This window comes from Herbaspirillum sp. C7C2 (genome assembly GCF_022627865.1).
Taxonomy (GTDB): Bacteria; Pseudomonadota; Gammaproteobacteria; order Burkholderiales; family Burkholderiaceae_D; genus Herbaspirillum; species Herbaspirillum frisingense.
Genome location: NZ_JABXGI010000019.1, coordinates 26,365 through 47,880 on the forward strand (window position 1 = coordinate 26,365; position 21,516 = coordinate 47,880).

The 21,516-nt window shown below is 64.6% G+C and carries 15 protein-coding genes; 7 read left to right on the top strand and 8 right to left on the bottom strand.

All coding sequences use genetic code 11. The features are described from left to right. Window positions 1-118 precede the first annotated feature (118 nt). The 4 genes from gsiB to HWE04_RS19480 all read right to left on the bottom strand — a co-directional run bounded on the left by gsiB (window position 119) and on the right by HWE04_RS19480 (window position 5,608). Entirely contained in the window at window positions 119-1,690 is a 1,572-nt protein-coding gene (gene gsiB, locus HWE04_RS19465) for a glutathione ABC transporter substrate-binding protein GsiB (protein ID WP_039875449.1), read from the bottom strand. A 90-nt stretch (window positions 1,691-1,780) separates the two neighbouring features. Then, window positions 1,781-3,634, bottom strand: coding sequence for a dipeptide ABC transporter ATP-binding protein (locus HWE04_RS19470; protein WP_039875450.1), 1,854 nt, complete (start codon window positions 3,632-3,634; stop codon window positions 1,781-1,783). 25 nt (window positions 3,635-3,659) lie between these two features. Continuing rightward, on the bottom strand, window positions 3,660-4,646 hold the full coding sequence (locus HWE04_RS19475; protein ID WP_241813436.1) for an isoaspartyl peptidase/L-asparaginase family protein: 987 nt from the start codon (window positions 4,644-4,646) through the stop codon (window positions 3,660-3,662). Further along, window positions 4,643-5,608, bottom strand: coding sequence for a MurR/RpiR family transcriptional regulator (locus tag HWE04_RS19480; RefSeq protein ID WP_039875452.1), 966 nt, complete (start codon window positions 5,606-5,608; stop codon window positions 4,643-4,645). Before HWE04_RS19480 ends, HWE04_RS19475 begins: the two co-directional genes overlap by 4 nt. A 368-nt stretch (window positions 5,609-5,976) precedes the next feature. Here HWE04_RS19480 and HWE04_RS19485 point away from each other — a divergent pair, with 368 nt between their 5' ends. The 7 genes from HWE04_RS19485 to parC all read left to right on the top strand — a co-directional run bounded on the left by HWE04_RS19485 (window position 5,977) and on the right by parC (window position 16,271). Continuing rightward, complete coding sequence (locus tag HWE04_RS19485) at window positions 5,977-6,912, top strand: LysR family transcriptional regulator (protein ID WP_006463599.1); 936 nt, start codon at window positions 5,977-5,979, stop codon at window positions 6,910-6,912. A gap of 294 nt (window positions 6,913-7,206) precedes the next feature. Further along, on the top strand, window positions 7,207-8,520 hold the full coding sequence (locus tag HWE04_RS19490) for an MFS transporter (protein ID WP_039876979.1): 1,314 nt from the start codon (window positions 7,207-7,209) through the stop codon (window positions 8,518-8,520). Window positions 8,521-8,599: 79 nt separating this feature from the next. Then, entirely contained in the window at window positions 8,600-9,277 is a 678-nt protein-coding gene (locus HWE04_RS19495) for a DUF2848 domain-containing protein (RefSeq protein ID WP_006465278.1), read from the top strand. A gap of 107 nt (window positions 9,278-9,384) precedes the next feature. After that, window positions 9,385-10,737: an amidase gene (locus HWE04_RS19500; RefSeq protein ID WP_241813437.1), complete on the top strand. Its 1,353-nt coding sequence runs from the start codon at window positions 9,385-9,387 to the stop codon at window positions 10,735-10,737. A 270-nt stretch (window positions 10,738-11,007) separates the two neighbouring features. Beyond that, entirely contained in the window at window positions 11,008-12,996 is a 1,989-nt protein-coding gene (locus HWE04_RS19505; protein WP_077238496.1) for a DNA topoisomerase IV subunit B, read from the top strand. Window position 12,997: 1 nt separating this feature from the next. Beyond that, window positions 12,998-13,921: a lytic transglycosylase domain-containing protein gene (locus HWE04_RS19510; RefSeq protein ID WP_241813438.1), complete on the top strand. Its 924-nt coding sequence runs from the start codon at window positions 12,998-13,000 to the stop codon at window positions 13,919-13,921. 34 nt (window positions 13,922-13,955) lie between these two features. Continuing rightward, complete coding sequence (gene parC / locus HWE04_RS19515; RefSeq protein WP_241813439.1) at window positions 13,956-16,271, top strand: DNA topoisomerase IV subunit A; 2,316 nt, start codon at window positions 13,956-13,958, stop codon at window positions 16,269-16,271. Between the two features lie 60 nt (window positions 16,272-16,331). On the opposite strand, the gene HWE04_RS19520 is transcribed toward parC, so the two are convergent. From HWE04_RS19520 to HWE04_RS19535, 4 genes are all read right to left on the bottom strand, one after another. Then, entirely contained in the window at window positions 16,332-16,496 is a 165-nt protein-coding gene (locus tag HWE04_RS19520) for a hypothetical protein (RefSeq protein WP_241813440.1), read from the bottom strand. 64 nt (window positions 16,497-16,560) lie between these two features. Beyond that, a complete protein-coding gene (locus HWE04_RS19525; protein WP_241813441.1) occupies window positions 16,561-17,688 on the bottom strand; it encodes an ABC transporter permease in 1,128 nt (375 codons plus the stop codon). Window position 17,689: 1 nt separating this feature from the next. After that, window positions 17,690-20,440, bottom strand: a complete 2,751-nt coding sequence (rbbA, locus tag HWE04_RS19530; protein WP_241813442.1) for a ribosome-associated ATPase/putative transporter RbbA — start codon at window positions 20,438-20,440, stop codon at window positions 17,690-17,692. Further along, window positions 20,437-21,516, bottom strand: a complete 1,080-nt coding sequence (locus HWE04_RS19535; protein ID WP_241813443.1) for an HlyD family secretion protein — start codon at window positions 21,514-21,516, stop codon at window positions 20,437-20,439. The genes rbbA and HWE04_RS19535 overlap by 4 nt, the downstream gene beginning before the upstream one ends.

The following is a 21,516-nucleotide window of genomic DNA, read 5'->3' on the forward strand; positions in this document are numbered from 1 at the left end:
AATAAGGCCGCTCGTCGCCGATGGATCGGACCCTTCTTGTTGCGCGATGGACCAGACGTCCATCGAAGAATGCAAGCGGCGGCGCGCTCCTGCTGCGCCGCCGCTTGGTGCTGCCTGCTTACTTCGTCAGTTCGATGTTCTCGAATTCAATCGCCTGGTCAGGCATCACATAGACGCCCTTGAGGTTCTTGTTACGCGCGTACAGCAGCTTTTCGGTCACCAGGAAGGCCCACGGTGCATCCTTCCAGATTTCCTGCTGGGCATCCTTGTACAGGGCTTCCTTTTCCTTGCGATCGGTCAGGGTCAGGGCCTTGGCGATGTCGGCGTCGACCTTGTCGTTCTTGTAGTAGGCGGTGTTGTACAGGCGCGGCGGCATGGCTTCGGAAGCCAGCAGCGGACGCAGTGCCCAGTCGGCTTCACCAGTGGAGGAGGACCAGCCGATGTAGAGCAGACGTACCGGCGCGGTGGCAGGGTCTTGCCAGCTTTCCACGCGTTCCACGCGCTGACCGGACTCCAGGGCCTGGATCTTGGCCTTGATGCCGACCTGCGCCAGTTGCTGCTGCAGGAACTGGATGATCTTCAGTGCCGTGCTGTGCGTGTAGGCCGACCACAGTTCGGTCTCGAAACCATTCGGATAACCGGCTTCGGCCAGCAGGGCCTTGGCCTTCTTCACGTCATAGGGCCAGGGGCCGGTCTTGAAGGCGTAGTCCACGCCCTGCGGTACCACGCCTTCCATCGGCGTGGCATAGCCGTTGAAGGCCACCTTCACCAGCGCCTGCTTGTTGATGGCGTAGTTGATGGCTTCGCGCACCTTCGGGTTGTCGAAAGGCTTCTGCTTGGTATTCATCGACATGTAACGCTGGATGATGGATGGTGCCGCCACCACATCCAGGTTGGACTTGCTCTTCAACAGATCGGCCTGCTCGTAGGGCAGCGGATAGGTGAATTGCGCCTCGCCGGTCTGCATCATGGCCGAGCGGGCGTTGTTGTCGACCACCGGCTTCCAGATGATCTCGTCGACCTTGGGGTAGCCCGGCTTCCAGTAACCATCGAATTTCTCGACCTTGACGTAGTCGGTCTGTTTCCATTCGACGAACTTGAAGGGGCCGGTGCCGACCGGGTGGAAGGCGATGTCCTTGTTGCCGTACTGCTTCAGCGCAGCCGGCGAAATCATCACTGCCGACGGGTGGGCCAGCACGTTGATGAAGGCCGAGAACGGCTCCTTGAGCACGATCTTGACGGTGTAGTCGTTCAGGATTTCGGTTTTGGCGATGCGGTTGAAGAGGTTGTAGCGCTTCAACTTGTTGTCCGGGTTGGTGACACGGTCGAACACGGCCTTCACGGCATCGGCCTTGAACACGGTACCGTCCTGGAACTTCACGCCCTGCTTCAGGCGGATGGTGTATTCCAGACCGTCCTTGCTCACCAGGTAGCCTTCGGCCAGCACCGGAATGAGCTTCATGTCCTTGTCGAAACCGAACAGGCCCTGGTAGAAGGACTTGGCCATGGACAGCGACAGGGTGTCGTTGGCGTCATAGGGGTCCAGCGTGGTGAAGGTGGAATACACCGCCAGCGTCACGGTCTTGGCCGCGAACGCATGTGCCGCTGCAAATTGCAGCGAGGTGCCCAGGGCGCCGACGGCCAGCCATTTGGCAATGGTCATGCCCTTCCGGGTTGCAGTGGTAGTCATGTAGTCTCTCCTGATCAGTAAAGCGAGGTTGGTACGACGTAGTGGGGATTACTGCACTGAAGCATTTACAACATGGAAACCCGCCCGCGCTCAGAAAGCGCCGGCAATACGGTGCTGGGCCACAAAGTGCCCGGGAGCCACTTCCTTCAGGGGCTCCACTTTGGGCTCATCGCCCACCAGCCGGATCGGGCTGGGAATTTCATCGGTCAGCAGCTTCTTGCCCGGCTGGCGCAAGGTCGGATCGGCCACCGGCACGGCCGCCATCAGCTTGCGCGTATAGGGATGCTGCGGATTCTCGAAGATCGCGCGACGCGGGCCGATCTCCACGATCTGGCCCAGGTACATCACCGCCACCCGGTGGCTGATGCGCTCCACCACGGCCATGTCGTGCGAGATGAAGATGAAGGAAATCCCCAGCTCGGCCTGCAGGTCCAGCATCAGATTGACGATCTGGGCCTGGATCGACACGTCCAGTGCCGACACCGATTCATCGGCGATGACGATCTTGGGGTTCAGGGCCAGAGCGCGGGCGATGCAGATGCGCTGGCGCTGACCGCCGGAAAATTCATGCGGGTAGCGCTGGCCATGTTCAGGGGTGAGGCCCACGCGGGTCAGCAGTGCATCCACGCGTTCCTGGGCGCCCTCCTTCATGCCGTGCACCAGCATCGGCTCCATGATGGAGTAACCGACCGTCATGCGCGGATCGAGGGAAGCGAACGGGTCCTGGAAGATGAACTGGATATCGCGCCGCAACTGGCGCAGCTCGGTGCGCGGCAATTGCGCCAGGTCGCGGCCGCCGAATTCGACACGACCACCGGCGATATCGACCAGGCGCAACAGCGAGCGGCCGGTGGTGGACTTGCCACAGCCGGATTCACCGACGATGGCCAGGGTCTCGCCGGCAAACAGGTCGAAGCTGACCTTTTCCACCGCATGCACACGCTGCTTGACGCGACCGAAGATGCCGCTCTTCACATCGAAGCGGGTGGTCAGGTCGCGCACCTTGAGGATGGGCTGGCGCTGGGCGGCGATCTCCTGCTGGGTCTGCAGCTCGCTGGCGATCAGGTCGGGGCGCACCTCGGCCTGCGGCGCAATACCGAAACGCAGCGGCATATCGGTACCGCGCATGGAACCCAGGCGCGGCACGGCGGCCAGCAGGGAACGGGTATAGGGATGGCTGGGTGCGGCGAAGAGCGGCTCGACGGCGTTTTCTTCCACCTTCTCGCCACGACACATGACCACCACGCGGTCGGCCACTTCGGCCACCACGCCCATGTCGTGGGTGATGAAGATCACGCCCATGTGCATCTCTTCCTGCAGGGAGCGGATCAGTTGCAGGATCTGCGCCTGGATGGTCACGTCCAGGGCCGTGGTCGGTTCATCGGCGATCAACAGCGAAGGCTTGCAGGACAAGGCCATGGCGATCATCACGCGTTGCCGCATGCCACCCGACAACTGGTGCGGATGGCGGCCCAGCACGCGCCTGGCCTCGGGGATACGCACCATCTCCAGCATGCGCAGCGCCTCGGCCTGGGCGGCGGCGCGGCTCATGCCCTGGTGCAGGCGGATCGATTCGGCGATCTGTTCACCGACGGTGAAGACCGGGTTCAGCGAGGTCATCGGTTCCTGGAAGATCATGGCGATCTCGGCGCCCCGGATGCCGCGCATGGTGGCATTGTCGGCCTGGGCCAGATCAAGCGTCTGGCCACTGCGGCGCAGGAACTGCATGCTGCCGCCGACGATCTTGCCGCCGCCGTGTTCGATCAGGCGCATGATCGCCAGCGAGGACACCGACTTGCCCGAACCCGATTCGCCGACGATGGCCAGGGTCTCGCCCTGGTCCACATGGAAGGACAGGTCGCGCACCGCGTCCACCGTCCGCTCGGAGGTGGCGAAGCGGACGTTGAGGTGGCTGACATCGAGCACGCGTTGTGACTGTTGCATCTTGATTCTCTCCTGCTCGGCCGACTCAGGCCGGTGCTGCGTAGATTTCGGTGACCGGCGCCAGCTCGCCGCAGCCATAGGCGCGGTACATGCCCTCGGTATTGAACGGCAGGGCCAGGTTGCCCTGGGCATCGATGGCGATCACGCCACCGCGTCCGCCGACCTTGGGCAGGGTATCGAACACCACGGCGCGGCTGGCTTCTTCCAGCGACTGACCGGCATAGGCCATGCGCGCGCCGATGTCGTAACAGGCCACGGTGCGCATGAAGGCCTCGCCGGTGCCGGTGGCGGAAACCGCAACGGTGGCATTGTTGGCATAGCAGCCGGCACCGATGATGGGTGAATCACCTACCCGGCCCGGCTGCTTGTTGGTGATGCCACCGGTCGAGGTGGCCGCAGCCAGGTTGCCGAACTGGTCCAGCGCCACCGCACCGACGGTGCCGAACTTGTGGTCGGGGTCGATGGGCTCGACGGTGGCGGCGGTCTTTTCGGCAAAGGCAAAGGAGGAGGCGTCATGGTCCAGCATGGCCCGCGACTGACCGCGCACGCGCAGCCATTGCTCGTGGCGGGCATCGGTATGGAAATAGTCGGGCGTGACCGTGGCCACACCGTTGCGAGCGGCAAAGGCTTCGGCAGCGGGACCGACCAGCAGCACGTGCTCGCTCTTTTCCATCACGGCGCGGGCAGCCAGCACCGGGTTGCGCAGATTGGTGACACAGGCCACCGCGCCGGAGGCCAGGTCGGCGCCATTCATCACGCAGGCATCCAGCTCATGCCGGCCTTCACTGGTATAGACGGCGCCATGGCCGGCATTGAACAGCGGACAGTCTTCCAGCAGGCGCACTGCTTCGGTCACCGCTTCCAGCGCCGAGCCACCGGCATTCAATACGGCCTGGCCGGCGGCCACGATGTCAGCCAGCGCCTGGTGATATCGGGCTTCGTCCTCGGCGCTCAGCGAGGCGCGCGTGATGGTGCCTGCGCCACCATGGATGGCAATTACCGGAGTGGTCATGCTTTGGTCTTTCCTTTATTGAGAGCGGCCCGGGCCGGCTTGGCGACAGGCGTCATGGCCGGACGCTGGTGCTGTTGCGGCAAGTAGAGCCAGGGCAGTACGAATTCGGTCATCTGCGAAGCAGCCTGCACCGAGCGCCGGGCGCGATGCGCCACCGCATCGCACAGGGCCTGGATCAAGATCAGCGCGGCCGCATCGGACGTGGGAGACAGCTTGCGATCGGTCTGGGCATAGATCGTGACATCGGCCAGCGGCACCAGCGGCGAGCCGGGAGTATCGGTGATGGCCAGGATACGGGCGCCCTTCTCCACTGCGCGCTGGGTCAGCCAGACGGTATCGGCGGCATAGCGCGGAAACACCATCGGGATCACCAGGTCGCGACTATCGAGCTTGAAGAATTGCCGACCCGCCTGCGAAGGACCACCAGCCAGCGCCACCGAGGACACGGTGCGCACATAGGGCTCCAGCGCATGCGCCATCAGGCCGGCCAGGTAGGCCGAGGCGCCGAAGCCGGTGATGAAGATGCGTTCGGCGGCAAGAATCATGTCCACTGCCTGTTCACAATGCTCGGGCGTGAGCATGCGTCGGGTGGCCTCGATGTTATGGATGTCGCTATCGAAGGCAGCGGCCATGATCTCGGCGCTGGTGGCGGCGCGTTGCACTTCGTCGCGCAGCTTTTCTACCGGCGCCAGCGTGGTGGCAAAGTCCGCCACCAGGGCCGCGCGGAAGGAGGCATACCCGTCAAAGCCCAGCGCGTGGGCAAAGCGGTTGGCGGTGGCTACCGAAATGCCGGCGGCCTCCGACAGTTCGTCGATGGTCATGGTAGCCGCGCGAAAGGGGTTGCCGAGCACATAGTCGGCGGTCTTGCGGTGCGACTTGGACAACTGCGGATACAGCTTGCCCACGGCCTGCGCGACCGCGCCGGCTCCCTGCAAGCTGATGTTCTTCGGTTGTTGTGTCACCGTCCGCTGCCCCGTCTGTGCTGAAGAAATCGCCCCGTGCCTGCAAACGCTCCATATCATTGATTGGATTTATATCGTTTACGAAAACGCGGGCCTCACCCATTTTTATCCTGTCGCGGGACTTGATATGACGACCAGCCCTGGCGCGAAAAATGTAAATATATTTTCATTTCAATCCGGAGTAAAGAAAAAATACTTTCAAATTCCGAATATCGATATAACGCACCAGAAGCACGCAACTTACCCTGTGAAATGCACCAGATGTGCGCCGAACGGGACCGACTTTATTGCGCAGCGCACCAAAAATGACAACGGGAGTTGACACGTCCTGGCGATAAAATACGCCTCTTCTCCACGTCCTGCTCGTCATGAATATCCGCTTCCTCGAAACCTTCGTCTGGCTGGCCCGGCTGCGCAATTTCCGGCTCACTGCCGAGCGCCTGCACACCACCCAGGCTGCCGTCTCCAGCCGCATCGCCTCGCTCGAACAGGACTTCGGCGTGCGCCTGTTCGACCGCAGCGCGCGCGAGGTGGCACTCACCGCCGACGGCAGCAAGGCGCTGGTGTATGCCGAGCGCATGGTCAAGCTCATGCGCGAGATGAAGGACGACATGTCCGACCGCGAGGTCTATGCCGGCGTAATCCGCATCGGCGTGATCGAATCCATCGTCCACAGCTGGTTCCCGGATTTCCTGGGGCGGCTGCACAAGACCTTCCCGCGCCTGCAGATCGAGATCGTCAGCGATACCACCATCCACCTGCACGAGCAGTTCAGCAAGAGCAACCTGGACCTGGTGCTGCAGGCCGAACCGGTGATCGGCCCGCAGGTCAGCAATATCGCGCTATGCGAATTCCCCATGCGCTGGGTCGGTAGTCCCAAGCTCGACATCGGCAGCGAGACCCTGTCGCTGACCGACCTGGCGGCCTTCCCGATCATCAGCTTCGCCCGCAACTCGGGGCCGCATGCGGTGATCGAGCGCCTGTTCTCGGGCAGCGAACGCAGCGAGCGCACGCTGCATATCAATTGCATCGCCTCGGTGGCGACCATGATCCGGCTGGCCACCGACGGCTTCGGCATCACCGCCGTGCCGCCGGCCATCATCCAGCGCGAGCTCAACGAGGAAAGCCTGCACCTGCTGCGGGTCGATACCGAGTTCCCGGCCCTGGCGCTGATCGCCTGCTTCCGCTCGGACCATGAGAATCCCCTGACCGAAACCGTGGCCCGCATTGCCCAGGAAACCGCGTCCGACTTCGCACTCAATTGGGGCCACGAGATCGCCCGCCTGCCTGCGCCGCTCAACTGAGCCGGGCGCAATACCGCGCCGCTGCTGGCTGCGCATCCACAACCGCCGCATGCGGCGCAGCACCATCCTGAAGCAGCCGCCGCCCCGCTTTTGCTCATAAGATTTTTCAATCAAGGCCGTTCAGATTTTCTTGTTGGACAGCGCCCTCTCCGCATCCCCATACTGATTTAAGGCCTTCGGGCTACAACAACAGCATGGCCGGTCCTGCTTGCCCATCCATGCACCCAGTCCATCCCATGCCGAACACAGCACGGCGCCGCCACGCGGACGCCGGCACCACTTGAGGAGGTTTTCATGTCTTATTCCCCATCCGCCGCCGCCACAGCGGCGGCATCGGCAGGCGCGCCATCCAGCATGGATGTCACCTATCGCAAGATCGCCTGGCGCCTGATCCCGTTCCTGGTCTTCCTGTTCGTGCTGGCCTGGATCGACCGCGTCAACGTCGGCTTCGCCAAACTGCAGATGCTGCAGGACCTGCAGTTCTCGGAAGCCGTCTACGGCCTGGGGGCAGGCATCTTCTTCATCGGCTACTTCCTCTTCGAAGTCCCCAGCAACCTGTTGCTGGAAAAGATCGGCGCCCGCAAGACCCTGGCCCGCATCACCATCCTCTGGGGCCTGGCCTCGATGGCGATGGCCTATGTCACCACGCCCACCAGCTTCTACATCCTGCGCTTTTTGCTGGGCATCTTCGAGGCCGGCTTCTTCCCCGGCGTGGTGCTGTACCTGACCTACTGGTTCCCGGCGCAGCGCCGCGCCCGCGTCAATGGCCTGTTCATGACCTCGTTCGCCATCGCCGGTGCGGTCGGCGGTCCGATTGCCGGCCTCATCATGAGCAGTATGGAAGGCGTCGGTCACCTGGCGAACTGGCAGTGGCTGTTCATCATCGAGGGCATCCCTTCCCTGCTGGCCGGCTTCGCCGTACTGGCCTGGCTGCCGGAAAAGCCCGCCAACGCCAAGTGGTTGAGCGAGGCCGAGAAGAATGCCGTCACCCAGGTACTGGCTGCCGAAAACAGCGCACCGGGCAAGCACTTCTCCTTCAAGGACGCCTGTAGCAACTACCGCGTCTGGATCTGCGCTGCCGTGTATTTCTGCGTGGTCAGCGGCAACGCCACCATCGCCTTCTGGGCACCGTCCATCATCAAGGAAATCGGCGTCAAGGGTAATCTGCAGATCGGCCTGATCTCGGCCATCCCCTTCGTGGCCGGCACCCTGGCCATGATCTGGAACGGCTTCCACTCCGACAAGACCGGCGAACGCCGCATGCACAGCGCTATCGCCACCCTGATTGCCTGTATCGGCCTGATCGCCACCGGCATGAGCCTGGGCAATGCCACCCTGGCGCTGTGCTCGCTGACGCTGGCGGCGGTCGGCATCCTGGCGGCCTTCCCGGTGTTCTGGTCGATTCCCGGTGCCTTCCTGGCCGGCACGGCAGCCGCCGGCGGCATCGCCCTGATCAACTCCATTGGCAACCTGGCCGGCTTCGTGGCGCCCTACATGATCGGCGCGCTGAAGACCAGCACCGGGTCGCTGTCCTCGGGCCTGTACTTCGTGGCAGCGCTGGAATTCCTGGCCAGTTTCCTGGTGGTGGTGTTCGTCAGGAAGCACTGACACCCCACTGAAGCAACTCCCCCAAGCGCAGTGCACATCACCCTCGAATCACCCTTGAATCACCTGCAGGATAGACATCATGAAGCTGACCTTTACCCTCCCCGACCAATCTGCCCTCCAGGCCGACATCGACAGCCTGGTCATCGCCGGCTGGGCCGGCCGCGACATGGCGGCCATCGAACATCACATCGAAGAACTGGAAGCCCTGGGCATCTCCCGTCCCAGCGCAGTGCCGCTGTTCTACCGCGTCTCGGCCAACCAGCTGTCGCAGGCCGAACAGGTGCAGGTACTGGGCGAGGCCTCCTCCGGCGAAGTCGAGACCTTCGTCTTCAATGCCGGTGGCGAACTGTATGTCTCCATCGCCTCCGACCATACCGACCGCAAGCTGGAAGCCCATAGCGTGGCCTTTTCCAAGCAGGCCTGCGTCAAGCCGGTGGGCGCCGCTGCCTGGAAACTGGCGGACGTGGCCGACTACTGGGACGAGCTGGTGATCCGCTCCTGGATCGAAGAAGATGGCGCCACCGTGCTGTACCAGGAAGGCCCGCTGGCCTCGCTGCGCACCCCGTCCGACCTGATCGCCCGCTTCACCGATGGCAGCGCGACCCTGCCGGAGGGCTGCGGCATGACCTGCGGCACGGTGGGCGCCATCGGCGGCATCCGTCCGGCCGCCTCCTTCACGATGGAGCTCTACGATCCACGCCGTCAGCGTGCGCTGCGCCATCACTATGTCGCGCAGTCGCTGGCCGAAGTCGCCTGATCCCGTGGCCAGCCCTGCTGGCCATTTTTGTCTGATGCGGCTAGGGCCTGTTACTCTTGTCGCCTTTATCGCTGCACCGCTCCTGTCGACCACCCCATTTTTCCATCATGCCGAGCACACTTTCCCAACTGGCCGCCGACCTCGATGCCGGCCGCATCACCTCCCTGCAACTGACCGAACAGGCCCTGGCCCGCATCGCCGACCCGGCTGGCGAAGGCGCACGCGTCTTCACCAGCGTCTATGCCGACCAGGCGCGTGCCGCCGCCCGTGCCTCCGACACCCTGCGCGCCGCCGGTCTGCGCCGCTCGCCGCTGGAAGGCGTGCCGGTCTCGGTCAAGGACCTGTTCGACGTGGCCGGTGAGACTACCCTGGCCGGGTCCGTGGTGCTGCGCGGCAAGCCGGTCGCCAGCGCCCATGCCGAGGTGGTGCAGAAGCTGATCAAGGCGGGTGCCATCGTCATCGGCAAGACCAACATGACCGAGTTCGCCTATTCCGGGCTGGGCATCAATCCGCACTATGGCACCCCGCAAAACCAGTGGGAACGTGGCGTCGAAGGAGGCCGCATTCCCGGCGGCTCGTCTTCCGGCGCGGCCATCTCGGTGACCGATGGCATGGCGTTCGCCGCGGTGGGCTCGGACACTGGCGGTTCGGTGCGCATTCCCTCGGCACTGAACGGCCTGACCGGTTTCAAGCCGACCGCCGCACGGGTCTCCATGGAGGGCGTGCTGCCGCTGTCGGCCTACCTGGATTCAATCGGCCCGCTGGCGGCCTCGGTGGAGTGCTGCGCCATCATGGACGCCGTGCTGGCCGGTGAAGCCTATCGCCCGCTGCCTGCCCATCCGCTGCGCGGCCTGCGCCTGCTGGCACCCACCAATGTCGTGCTCGACGGCATGGACGAGAGCGTCGCCAAGGCCTACCGTGCCGCCCTGTCCAGGCTCACGCAAGCCGGTGCGGTGGTGGTGGAGGAAGAAGTCCCCGCCTTCAACGGCCTGGCCGCCATCAACAGCAAGGGTGGCTTCACCGCCGCCGAGGCCTATGCCTGGCACCGCGCCCTGATTGCCGAGAACGCTGCCGGGTACGACCAGCGTGTGGTCTCGCGCATCATGCGCGGCAAGGACATGAGCGCGGCCGACCTGCTGGATGTGCTGCACGCCCGCTCGCCCTGGATCGCCCAGGTCGAGGCACAACTGGCCGGCTACGATGCGCTGGTGATGCCCACCGTGCCCATCGTCGCACCACGCATTGCCGAGCTGCTGGCCAGCGACGACGCCTATTACGGCGCCAACGGCAAGATGCTGCGCAACCCCACGCTGATCAACTTCCTCGACGGCTGCGCGGTGTCCCTGCCCTGCCACGCAGAAGGCAGCGCACCGGTGGGCCTGTCGCTGGCGGCTCCTGGTGGCCAGGACCGGCGCCTGCTGTCCATTGCGCTGGCCGTGGAGGGCTTGCTGGCCAGCTGAAATCCGGCGTGCTTGCAACACATCAACCAGGCCTGTGCATGCACAGGCCTTTTTCATTGCCGCATTTAAATGCATATTTGGCAGCATTTAAGCGCATTTAAGGACAAGTCCCACGCGGAAGGGAACATTTCCACGGCCCGGACGCCGAATTCCTGGAATTTTCATTAGAATGCGCTTTTGCAGCGCAAGACGGCCCCTCCCACGGGGCTGCAGCGCTGGGCAAACAGAGATAGAACAACCCTCCGGCATCAGCCACGACCACTCATCTGCATGGCAACCAAAAAAACATCCCCGTCCGATTACAGTGAATCATCGATCCGTGTCCTCAAGGGACTGGAGCCGGTCAAGCAGCGCCCGGGCATGTACACCCGCACCGAGAACCCGCTGCACATCCTCCAGGAAGTGATCGACAACGCCTCCGACGAAGCGCTGGGCGGCTACGGCAAGAGCATCATCGTCACCCTGAACGCCGACGGCAGCGTCAGCGTGGAAGACGACGGCCGCGGCATCCCGGTCGGCCTGCACCCGGAAGAAAAGGTCCCCACCGTCGAGATCGTGTTCACCCGCCTGCACGCGGGCGGCAAGTTCGACAAGGGCTCCGGCGGCGCCTATGCCTTCTCCGGCGGTCTGCACGGCGTGGGCGTGTCGGTCACCAATGCCCTGGCCACGCGTCTGGAAATCACGGTCTGGCGTGAAGGCGGCGTGCATACCCTGGCCTTCTCCGGCGGCGACGTCATCGAAAAGCTCAAGTCGCGCCCCGCCACCCGCGAAGACAAGAAATCCGGCACCCGCGTCACGGTCTGGCCTGACGCCAGGTATTTCGATTCGCCCACCATCCCGCTGGGCGAGCTGCAACGCCTGTTGCGGTCCAAGGCAGTGCTGCTGCCGGGCGTGAAGGTGACCTTCACCAACGCCAGGACCGGTGACAGCCAGAGCTGGCAGTACGACCAGGGCCTGCGCGGCTACCTGATGGAACAACTGGCCCAGAGCGGCAGCGGCGAGACCCTGATCCCGCTGTTCGAGGGCGAGCAGTTCGCCGGCAAGGATGCCGAAGGCTTCGCCGAGGGCGAAGGTGCCTCCTGGGTGGTGGCCTGGACCGAGGAAGGCGCCGTGGTGCGCGAGTCCTACGTCAACCTGATCCCCACCTCCAACGGCGGCACCCATGAATCGGGCCTGCGCGAAGGCCTGTTCTCGGCCGTGAAGAGCTTCGCCGAGATGCATTCGCTGCTGCCCAAGGGCGTCAAGCTGCTGGCCGAGGACGTGTTTGCACGCGTCTCCTTCGTGCTCTCGGCCAAGGTGCTGGACCCGCAATTCCAGGGCCAGATCAAGGAACGTCTCAACTCCCGCGACGCCGTGCGCCTGGTGGCCGGTTATTCGCGCCCGGCGCTGGAGCTGTGGCTGAACCAGCACGTGGAGTATGGCAAGAAGCTGGCCGAACTGGTCATCAAGCAGGCCCAGAGCCGCCTGCGCTCGGCGCAGAAGGTCGAGAAGAAGAAGTCTTCCGGCGTGGCCGTGCTGCCGGGCAAGCTGACCGATTGCGAATCCTCGGATGTGTCGCGCAATGAAATCTTCCTGGTCGAGGGCGACTCCGCCGGCGGCTCGGCCAAGATGGGCCGCGACAAGGAATTCCAGGCCATCCTGCCGCTGCGCGGCAAGGTCCTGAACGCCTGGGAGACCGAGCGCGACCGCCTCTTCGCCAACAATGAAATCCACGACATCGCCGTGGCCATCGGCGTCGATCCGCATGGCATCAACGACAGCCCGGATCTGTCCGGCCTGCGCTACGGCAAGATCTGCATCCTCTCGGATGCGGACGTGGATGGCTCGCACATCCAGGTGCTGCTCTTGACGCTGTTCTTCCGTCACTTCCCCAAGCTGATCGAGAACGGCAACATCTGCGTGGCGCGTCCGCCGCTCTATCGCGTGGATGCCCCCGCCCGTGGCAAGAAGCCGGTGCAGAAGCTCTACGCCCTGGACGATGGCGAACTCGAAGCCATCGAAGATAAGCTGCGCAAGGATGGCCTGAAGGAAGGCGCCTGGAGCATTTCCCGCTTCAAAGGCCTGGGCGAAATGAATGCCGAACAGCTGTGGGAAACCACCATGAATCCGGACACCCGTCGCCTCTTGCCGATCGGCTTCGGCGAACCGGGCGTGCAGACCTCGGAAGAACGTTTCAACATGCTCATGGGCAAGGGCGAAGCCGCCTCCCGCCGCGCCTGGATCGAAGAGCACGGCAACGAAGCCGAAGCCGATATCTGACATGACCCGCCGCCCGCCCCGCCTGCCGCTCATCGCTCGCGCCGCCCTGCTGGGCGCGACAGTGCTGCTGTGCGCGGGCGCAGGGCCGGCACGGGCGCAACAGATGGTGCGCTACACCGATGCCGATGGCGTGCAGCACATGCGGGTGGAGGCGGCCGAGGGCAACAAGAACGGCGGCAAGGACGGCAGCAGCCGCAAACCCCGCACCATCGTCTACCGCTACACCGATGCCGACGGCGCGGTCCACTTCTATGCCCAGACCCTGGACGACCCCGACAAGCTCATGGCCAGCAGCGCCTCGCTGCTGAACCATCCCGGCAGCAAGGAAGCCGTCACCCCGACCGACCCGCCCTTCGTGCGCACCATGCTCGCGCATCGCGATGCACGCAAGTACGACAGCCTGCTCAGCGAAGCGGCCGGGGAGTTCGGCCTGGATGCGGCCCTGCTCAAGGCGGTCATGACGGCCGAATCCGGCTTCAATGCCGGTGCCGTCTCCAGCAAGGGCGCCATCGGCCTGATGCAGATCATGCCCGATACCGCCGAGCGCTATGGCCTGCAGGGCGACCGCCGCAAGAGCCTGCACCAGAAGCTGGTCGATCCAAAGATCAACATCCGCCTGGCCGCACGCTACCTGCGCGACCTGATGGCCATGTTCCCGCAGCATGTGGAACTGGCGATCGCTTCCTACAATGCCGGCGAAGGCACGGTACAGAAATACGGCAACAAGATTCCGCCCTATCCCGAGACCCAGGGCTATGTGCGACTGGTGTCGCGCTTCTATGAGCTGTATCGCCCGCCCGGCGCAATGCGCTTGGCTGCCGGTGAGCGCGGCCCTGCCTCCGCCTCCGCCCCCGGCGCCAGCTCAGGCCAGGCCCGTCTCAAGGTGACGCTGCCGCCGCGCGAGCCCGTCACCGCCAACGATTAACCCTGTCCACCACGACGACAACAAGAACTGTTCCATGACCGATCAACCGACCCTGTTTGACCCAGTCCCGGCCGCCCCTGATGGCGAATCGCTGACGCTGTCCACCTTCGCCGAACGCGCCTATCTCGATTACGCGATCTCGGTGGTCAAGGGCCGCGCCCTGCCCGATGTAGCCGACGGCCAGAAGCCGGTACAGCGCCGCATCCTCTACGCGATGAACGAACTCTCGCTCAACAGCGCCGCCAAGCCGCGCAAATCGGCCGCCGTGGTCGGCGATGTGCTGGGCAAGCTGCACCCGCACGGCGACCAGTCGGTGTACGACGCGCTGGTGCGCATGGCCCAGGATTTCTCGCTGCGCTACCCGCTCATCGATGGCCACGGCAACTTCGGTTCGCGTGATGGCGATGGCGCGGCGGCCATGCGCTACACCGAAGCCCGCCTGACGCCCATCAGCAAGCTGCTGCTCGATGAAATCGACATGGGCACCGTGGAATTCCAGCCCAACTACGACGGTTCCACCGAAGAGCCGCGCCTGCTGCCGGCGCGCCTGCCCTTCCTGCTGTTGAATGGCGCCTCCGGCATTGCCGTGGGCATGGCCACCGAAATCCCGTCGCACAACCTCACCGAAGTGGCCAAGGCGGCGGTGGCGATGATCCGCAACCCCAAGATCAGCCATGCCGAACTGATGGAACTGGTCCCCGGCCCGGACTTCCCCGGTGGCGGCCAGATCATCACCCCGGCCACGACCATCGCCGAGATGTACCAGAGCGGTCGTGGCAGCCTCAAGGTGCGCGCCCGCTGGAAGATCGAAGACCTGGCGCGCGGCCAGTGGCAGGCGGTGATCACCGAGCTGCCGCCGGGCGTATCCTCGCAGCGCGTACTGGAAGAGATCGAAGAACTGACCAACCCCAAGCTCAAGCTGGGCAAGAAATCGCTCACGCCCGAGCAGCAAGCCCAGAAGGCCACCATCCTCGGCCTGCTCGACGCCGTGCGCGACGAGTCGGGCCGCGAGGCCCCGGTACGCCTGGTGTTCGAACCCAAGTCCAAGAACCAGGACCAGACCGAGTTCATGAACACCTTGCTGGCCCAGACCTCGCTGGAAACCAGTGCCTCGCTGAACCTGGTGATGATCGGCGGCGATGGCCGTCCGCGCCAGAAGAACCTGACCGACATCCTCGGCGAGTGGATCAGCTTCCGATTCGAGACCGTGACCCGCCGCACGCAATTCCGCATGCAAAAGGTCAACGACCGCATCCACATCCTGGAAGGCCGGGAAGCGGTGCTCCTGAACATCGACAAGGTCATCAGGATCATCCGCGAGTCCGATGAACCCAAGCCGGCCCTGATCGAGGCCTTCAGGCTGTCGGATCGCCAGGCCGAAGACATCCTGGAAATCCGTCTGCGCCAGCTGGCCCGCCTGGAAGCCATCAAGATCCAGCAGGAACTGGCCGAGCTGCGCGGCGAGAAGACCACCCTGCAAGACCTGTTGGACAACCCGACCTCGATGAAGAAGCTGGTCATCAAGGAAATCGAAGGCGACGCCAAGACCTACGGTGACGCCCGTCGCACCATCATCGAGGAAGCCGAACGCGCCACCTTCGAACAGAAGGTGATCGATGAACCGGTCACCGTCATCATCTCGCAGAAGGGCTGGGTACGCGCCCGCACCGGCCACGGTCACGACGCCACGCAATTCACCTTCAAGGCCGGCGACAGCCTGTATGGCGCCTTCGAATGCCGCACCGTGGACAACCTGCTGGCCTTCGGCTCCAACGGCCGGGTCTACACCATCGCCGTGAGCGCCCTGCCCAATGCACGCGGTGATGGCGTGCCGGTGACCACGCTGATCGAGCTGGCCAGCGGCAGCAGCATCCTGCACTACTTCGCCGGCCCCGCCGACACCACGCTGCTGCTGGCCTCGGATGCGGCGGCCGGCTTTATCGCCAAGGCCTCCGACATGTTCGGCCGGGTCAAGGGCGGCAAGAGCTTCTTCATGCTGGACGAAGGCGCCCTGCCCCTGGCACCGCGCGCAGTCGCCGCCGACGCCAGCGCCGTGGCCTGCGTCTCGGGCAATGGTCGTCTGCTGGTATTTGGCCTGGACGAGATGAAGACCCTGTCTTCCGGCGGCCGTGGCGTGAACCTGATGGAGCTGGAGAAAAACGAAAAGCTGATCGGCGCCCAAGCCATCAGTCAGAAGGGTGTGGTGGTCGAAGGCACCGGCAATGTCGGCAAGGCCAAGGAAATCGCACTCTCGGCCGCGTCGCTCGGCGTGCATATCGGCAAGCGGGCGCGTAAGGGCAAGGCGCTGGAGTCACGGATCAAGGTGACAGGGCTGCGGGCGCAAGTCTGAGGCAAGGCCTGGCGTTGTTGAAATATCGCCCTCTGCGCATGTTGTGCAGGGGGCGATTTGCTAGCTAATCGCCACCGACACCCGATACAACAACACCCCCAGCAAGCCGAACGCCCCGGCCAGCATGCAATAGGGCGCCCAGCGTCGGGCGCGCATGCCATAGCCGAACAGGAGCAGCGCGATGCTGATGGCGGGTATCAAGGCGGAAGGGCTGGTCAGGTCCATGGTGGTTACTCCCCGGTGAGGTCGGTGTTCGCACGGGCGCCGCACAGGCGAACGAAAATATCCATCACGCCATCTGGCTGATGGTCTTCCTGAAGCGGCCCAGCGCGGCCGTGAACAACAGGACGCCGATGGCGAAGATGGCCAGCAGTTGCGGCCATACCACCTCCAGTCCGGCACCCCGATACAGAATGGCCTGCCCGGCCGCCACGAAGTGCGTGGTGGGCGCGGCCAGCATGATGTCCTGCACCAGCAGCGGCATGCTTTCGCGCGGCGTGGAACCGCCCGAGAGCAGTTGCAGCGGCAACAGCACCAGCACGGTCAGCATGCCGAACTGCGGCATCGAACGCGCCAGCGTGGCCATGAAGATGCCCATGGAGGTGGTGGCGAAAAGATGCATGACGGTGGCCAACATGAATAGCGCCACCGAACCTTCGATCGGCACCTGCAGCGCGCCGCGCACGATCAGCAGCAAGGAGGCCAGTGCCGCCAGCGCCACCACCAGCCCCATGGACCAGACCTTGGCCAGCATGATCTCGGCAGGCGTTACCGGCATCACCAGCAGGTGTTCGATGGTGCCGTGCTCGCGCTCGCGGATCAGTGCGGCGCCGGTCAGGATGATGGAAAGCATGGTCACGTTGTTGATGATCTCCATGAGCGATCCGAACCAGGACTGCTCCAGATTGGGATTGAAGCGCATGCGCATGGCCAGGTTCACCGGTGCGGTGGTACCGGCCTCGGTGCGTCGCACGAACTGCGTCGCCTCGGTAGTGATCATCTGCTGGATGTAGCTGTTGCCGGTGAAGGCCTGGCTCATGCGGGTGGCATCGACATTCAGTTGCACCGCAGGCGCCCGACCGGCCAGTACGTCACGCTGGAAGTCGGCGGGAATGTCCAAGACGAAGGTGTAGTCGCCATCATCCAGGCCGGCATCAGCCTCTTGCGCCGTGACCAGCCGCGCCACCTTGAAGTGCGGCGGATAGAAGGTCGCCGCGATGCGTGCCGAGAGCGGCGAGCCGTCGTTATCGACGATGGCGATGGCGGCGTGGTGCAGGCTTTCCGGCATGGCGGTGGCGGCCACGTAGATGGACAGCGTAAAGGTGTAGGCGATGAGCACCAGCATGGCCGGATCGCGCAGCAGGCTCCATAGTTCCTTGATGCCGAGGCGGTAGATGTTGGCCCAGGAGTTGCGCATCTCACCGCTCCTGTTTCTTCAGTAACAGCACCGACAGCCCCAGGATCACGGGTGCGGCGAGTACCAGGGGCCAGAAGGACGAGCCCAGGTCGCCGACGGCGAGCGCCTTGCTGAACACGCCGCGACTGATGGTGAGGAAATGCGTGGCCGGATAGACCTGGCCGATCAGGGCGCCCATGCCCTCCAGCGAGGACACCGGGTTCAACAGGCCGGCAAACTGCACGCAGGGAATGATGGTGCCGATCATGGTCACGAACAGCGCCGCGATCTGACTGTTGGTGAAGGTCGATGCCAGCAGACCGAAACCGGTGGAGCAGATGATGAACACCAGCGCCGCCAGGGTCAGCGTGAACAGGCTGCCCTTGACCGGCACCCCGAATACCGTCACCGCCAGCAGCGTGAGCATGGCGAAGTTGAGCATGCCCAGTAGCAGATAGGGCAACTGCTTGCCCAGCAGGAATTCGGTGCGGGTGACCGGCGTGACATAGAGGTTGAGGATGGAGCCCAGCTCCTTCTCGCGCACCACCGACAGCGCCGTGAGCATGGCCGGAATCATCATCAGCAGCAGCGGGATGATGGCCGGCACCATGGCCGGCAGGCTCTTCACATCCGGGTTGTAGCGATAGCGTGTCTCGATGGTGGCCGGCGTGGCCAGGGTCTGCCCCAACCGGTGCGGGGCCATGTCGGCCAGCCACAGTTGATGCATGCCCTGCACATAACCGCGCACGGTCTCGGCGCGCGTGGGCATGGCGCCATCCACCCAGGCCCCGACCTCGACCGGCTTGCCGCGCCCGATGTCGCGGGCAAACCCGGAGGGAATCTCGATGGCCAGCGAAATCTCGCCGCTGCGCATGCGCCGGTCCAGGTCCTGGTAATCGGTGATGGCAGGCTTCTCGATGAAGTAGCGCGAGCCCGACAGGTTCAGCGCATAGTTCTGACTCAGGCCGGTCTGGTCGCGGTCCAGCACGGCATAGGTGAGGTTTTCCACATCGAGGTTGATGCCATAGCCGATGATGAACATCAGGATGGCCGTCCCCAGCAAGGCCAGCGTGGCGCGCACCGGGTCGCGTCGCAGCTCCAGGCTTTCGCGCTGGCTGTAGCTCAGGGCGCGGCCCAGGCTGGTGCGCCACCGGCCGGGGCGCGATGTTGACGCTTCCATCGCCGCGGGCAGCGCTGGCCGGTCATCGGCAACCGGCGCGCTCCCTTTGCCCGCCGCCTCTTCCAGATAGGCGATGAAGGCCTGTTCCAGCGTGGCCGCACCGCGTTCGCGGATGAGCGCATCCGGCGTGGCGCTCACCAGGACCCGGCCGGCATGCATGAGCGAGATGCGGTCGCAGCGCTGGGCCTCGTTCATGAAATGGGTGGAGATGAAGATGGTGACCCTATCCTTGCGCGCCAGGTCGATCATCAGTTGCCAGAACAGGTCACGGGCGATCGGATCCACGCCGGAAGTCGGCTCGTCCAGGATCAGCAGTTCCGGCTTGTGCACCATCGCCACGGCCAGTGACAGGCGCTGGCGGATGCCCAGCGGCAGGCTCTCGGGCAGGCTGTCCATCACATCCAGCAGACCGAAGCGGGTCGCCATCTCTTCGGTGCGGGCGTCGATCTGCGCTTCCGGCACACGGTACAGGCGGGCATGCAGGACCAGGTTCTGGCGCACGCTCAATTCCCCATACAGTGAAAAGGCCTGCGACATATAGCCCACCCTGGCCCGTGTGGCCATGTCGCGCGGATCGACCTCCTGGCCGAACAGCCAGGCCTGGCCTTCGCTGGCCTGCAGCAGCCCGGTCAACATCTTCATGGTGGTCGACTTGCCGCAGCCGTTGGAGCCGAGAAAGCCGAATATCTCGCCCCGTCGGATGCGGAAATCCACATGATCCACCGCCACGAAATCGCCGAAGCGCATGGTCAGGCCCTTGGCCTCGATGGCGATGCCGGCCTCGACGCTTGCATCCAGCGGGGTGACCTGCACCGTCTGGTGCTGGCGCCGCTTTTGTTCGGGCAGCAGGCTGATGAAGGCCTCTTCCAGCGCTGCCGTGCCGGTACGGGCGTGCAGCTCGGCCGGCGTGCCGGTCGCCAGCAGCTTGCCGTCGTCCATGGCCACCAGCCAGTCGAAGCGGTCCGCCTCTTCCATGTAGGCGGTGGCGACGATGACGCTCATGCCCGGCCGTTGCTGGCGGATATGTGCGATCAGGTCCCAGAACTGCGCCCGTGACAGCGGGTCCACGCCGGTGGTGGGTTCATCCAGGATCAGCAGGTCGGGATCGTGGATCAGCGAACAGCACAGTCCCAGCTTCTGCTTCATGCCGCCGGAGAGCTTGCCGGCCGGGCGCGAGAGAAAGGGGGCCAAGCCCGTACCGCGGGTAAGTTCGTCGATGCGACGACGGCGCTCGGCGCCGTCCTGGCCGAACAGGCGGCCGAAGAATTGCAGGTTTTCTTCCACCGACAGGGTGGGATAGAGATTCTTGCCCAGTCCTTGCGGCATGTAGGCGATGCGCGGGCAGACCTGGGTACGATGCGCGACCTTGCGCATATCGCCGCCCAGCACGCTCACCTCGCCCTGCTGCAAGGCGCGGGCGCCGGCCACCAGCGAGAGCAGGCTGGATTTGCCGACGCCGTCCGGGCCGATCAGGCCGACCATGCAGCCGGCCGGAACCTGCAGCGATATCGCATCCAGTGCCAGCGTCTTGCCGTAGCGTAGCGACACCCGGTCCAGGCGTGCCACCCACGACTGGTCCGGGGTGGCGATCATTGCGGAACCTTGGTCACCAGCTGCGGCGGCCACGCCTGGCTCTGGTCGGTGCGTACCCAGGCCACGCCCGGCAGGCCGGTCTTGACCAGCGTCAGATGCTGCTGCAGCAGCGCCGGATCGATCTGCGCCTTGACGCGGAACATCAGCTTCTGCCGCTCGCTGGCCGTCTCCACCGTCTTGGGGGTGAACTGGGCGGTGCTGGCGACGAAGGAAATCCTGGCCGGAATCACATACTGCGGCGCGGCGTCCAGCACGATGCGGGCCTCGGCCCCCAGGGCCAGCTTGCCGGCGACGGCCTCAGGGACGAAGAAGGTCATGTAGACGTCGCTCAGGTCCACCAGGTTGAGCAGCTTGCCGCCGCCCCCCAGCACCTCGCCCGGCTGGGCGATGCGGTACTGCACCCTCCCGGCACGGGGCGCGACGAGCGTGCTGTCGTCGATATCGACCTTGATGCGCTGTACCGTGGCGGCGGCGGCGGTCACCGTCGATCTGGCACCGCTGACCTGGGTGCGTGCCGCCACCACGGCGGCACGGGCGGCCGTCACCTGCGCCTGGGCAGCGGTCACGGCGGCTTGCATGCCACGCACCCGGGCGCGGTCGTCATCGACTTCCTGCAGCGACGAGGCCCCTTCCTTGACCAGCACTTCGGAGCGCGCCAGGCGGCGCCGCGCCGCGTCCAGTTCACTCTCGCGTTGTGCACTCTGTGCCAGCGCGGCCTGGTAATCGCTCTCGCGCACCGCCACCTGCGCCTCGGCACTGGCCACGGCCGACAGCGATTGCTGCTGGCGCGCCTGGGCCTCCTCGCGCTGCGCCTGCAATGAGAGGATCTGCATCTGCGCCAGCGGCTGGCCGGCGCTGACGAAATCCCCTTCGTTGACCAGGATGGCGTCCACCCTGCCCCCCAGCTTGGTGGCCACATCCACCTCGGTGGCTTCGATGCGGCCATTGCCACTGGCGAAACCCTCCCCCGGGCCGCTGTGATGCAGGCGCTGCCAGGCATAGGTGGCACCGCCAGCAAGGAGGACGACCAGCAGGCCGGCGGTCAGCAGGTTTTTCTTGGCGGGAGAAAGCGTCAT